The sequence below is a fragment of the Halonotius aquaticus genome (assembly GCF_003605575.1).
Taxonomy (GTDB): Archaea; Halobacteriota; Halobacteria; order Halobacteriales; family Haloferacaceae; genus Halonotius; species Halonotius aquaticus.
This window is the reverse complement of record NZ_QKNY01000016.1, coordinates 1-2,707: the sequence shown is the minus strand read 5'-3', so window position 1 is coordinate 2,707 and position 2,707 is coordinate 1. Positions and strand designations below refer to the sequence as shown.

Here is a 2,707-nt window from a genome sequence, read left to right as displayed (position 1 = left end):
GACAGCGATCGCTGCCGTTCCTGCCATTTCCGTTTCGTGTGAGTGGAATCGCGAGGGCTGCCGCTAACCGGTCGAAACGTGTCGACGAGTCATCGAAGCGACTCGCCATGATGAATGAAGTATGAATGGGTGGCGGCGAACCACAACTCCCAGAGGGTCTCCCACTCCAGTACTGCGCGGAACGCTGACGAGCTTAACTACCGTGTTCGGGATGGGTACGGGTGGAACCTCGTCGCTATGGCCGCCGAAACCGACTACCAGAATCGAACTGGTATCTTACCAGACCACTGTCGGCAATCCTACCACCTCACGCTCTACCAGCGTTCGATTACTCGTGTATCCGTGCAATCCAGTTCGCGCCTGGACCCATTACAGTGGGTCACAGTGCATAGTATGAGTGTTGGCTTGGGCTGTTAGTGCTCGTGGACTCAACACCTCGTTGCCTTGGTGCGTACATCCCGAGTCTATCGAACTCGTCTTCTACGAGTGCCCTCAGTGGAACATCTTTTTCATGTGGGTTTCGAGCTTAGATGCGTTCAGCTCTTACCCCGCGGCACGTGGCTACTCGGCAACTGCCTTCTCAGACAACCGATACACCAGTGGTGCCCAATCGTAGTTCCTCTCGTACTATACGATCGTTCATGGCATGTTCCTAAACACCCCCAATAGATAGCAGCCGACCTGTCTCACGACGGTCTAAACCCAGCTCACGACCTCCTTTAATAGGCGAACAACCTCACCCTTGCCCGCGTCTGCACGGGCAGGATGGAGGGAACCGACATCGAGGTAGCAAGCCACTCGGTCGATATGTGCTCTTGCGAGTGACGACTCTGTTATCCCTAAGGTAGCTTTTCTGTCATCCACAGGCCTCATCAATAGGCCTTGTGGGTTCGCTAGACCACGCTTTCGCGTCAGCGTTCCTCGTTGGGAAGAACACTGTCAGACTTCCTTCTGCTCTTGCGCTCTGCCTCGGGTTCCCGACCCGAGTGAGGAAATCTTGGGGCGCGCTCGATATCTTTTCGAGCGCGTACCGCCCCAGTCAAACTGCCCGGCTACCGGTGTCCTCCGCCAGGAGTGAGAGTCGCAGTCACTACCGGGTAGTATTTCAATGATGGCTCGGTGGCCCGCTAGCGCGGGTACCTGTGTAATGCCTCCTACCTATGCTGCACAGTAGCGACCACGTCTCAGCGACAGCCTGCAGTGAAGCTCTATAGGGTCTTCGCTTCCCCTTGGGGGTCTCCAGACTCCGCACTGGAACGTACAGTTCACCGGGGCCAGCGTTGGGACAGTGACGCTCTCGTTGATCCATTCATGCAAGTCGCTACTGAAGCGACAAGGTACTACGCTACCTTAAGAGGGTCATAGTTACCCCCGCCGTTGACGGGTCCTTCGTCCTCTTGTACGAGGTGTTCAGATACCCGCACTGGGCAGGATTCAGTGACCGTACGAGTGCTTGCGCATTTGCGGTCACCTGTGTTGTTACTAGACAGTCGGAGCGTCCGAGTTATTGCAACCTGCCTCGCTGGAGGCAGGCATCCCTTCTTGCGAACGTACGGGACTAACTTGCCGAATTCCCTAACGCCGGTTGGGGCCCGACAGACCTTGGCTTTCGCTGCCTGAGCACCTGTGTCGGATCTTGGTACGGACAACACGCTTGCCGTTTCACGGGCTCTAGGTACCACCGCGTTTCCCTGTCTCGGTAGTTACCCGCTTCGTGCCATGACGGCTTCCACGGGCGTGACCGATTCGACCGGGCGAAAACCCGGTGCGGTGTTTCCCAAAGCGTTGGCTTTGAGTGGTGTTGGTACTGGAATATTAACCAGTTTCCCTGTTGTCCCCGTCGAGTTGCGAGGGGACTTAGGACCGACTAACCCTTGGCTGAATGACAGTGCCAAGGAACCCTTGCTCGTAAGGTCGTCGAGGTTCTCACCCGACTATCGCTGCTACTGTGACCAGAATTGTCGTTACTGTACGATCCATACGAGTTCTCACCCGTATTTCCACTCGAACAGTACGCCAACCTACGTAGTCACCATGATTGGTGTTGTACGGTCTCGGAAACGGATTTGAGCCCCGATCATTTTGGGCGCCTCGAACCTCGGCCGGTAAGCTGTTACGCTTTTCTTAGAGGGTTGCTGCTTCTAAGCTCACCTCCCGGCTGTTTAGGGCTCGAGACCACCTTCGGTTGCACTTAATCCGTATTTTGGGTCCTTAACCGTACGCTGGGTTGTCTCCCTTACGGACCACAGGCTTACCCCGCAGTCCGGACTCCCACCGTCTACAACGTCCGTAAGTTTGGAGTTCGACAACCCGGCCGACCTCTCTCGAGGGCGGGACGAGTAATCGGTCGCTCTACCTCACGGACTATCTCGGGTGAGGTCATGCTTCGACATGTTTCGGTTGGAACCAGCTGTTGCCGAGTTCGATGGGCCTTTCACCCCTACACATAGGTCACGCGAGGGTATTGTAAGACACCAACGCTAACGGGCCTCCACGTGCCTTTCGGCACGCTTCACCCTGCCCATGTGTAGATCACTCGGTTTCGGGTCGTATCCCCACGACTCCCCGCGCTTGAACACGGCGGCCCTGGTCGTAAGACTGCGGCCATGTCGCTTTCGCTCTGCCTGCCCCGATCATCGGGTTAGGCTTGCCATGGAGATACACTCTCTGGGTCGTTTTTCAAAACGTACGACGCAACATCGGCTTC

The 2,707-nt window shown here is 56.3% G+C and carries 2 rRNA genes; both read right to left on the bottom strand.

Annotated features, from left to right (window positions below):
* Positions 1-127: 127 nt before the first annotated feature.
* Positions 128-249 (bottom strand): 5S ribosomal RNA (gene rrf / locus DM826_RS09525).
* Positions 250-393: 144 nt separating this feature from the next.
* Positions 394-2,707 (bottom strand): 23S ribosomal RNA (locus DM826_RS09520); the annotation flags it as partial.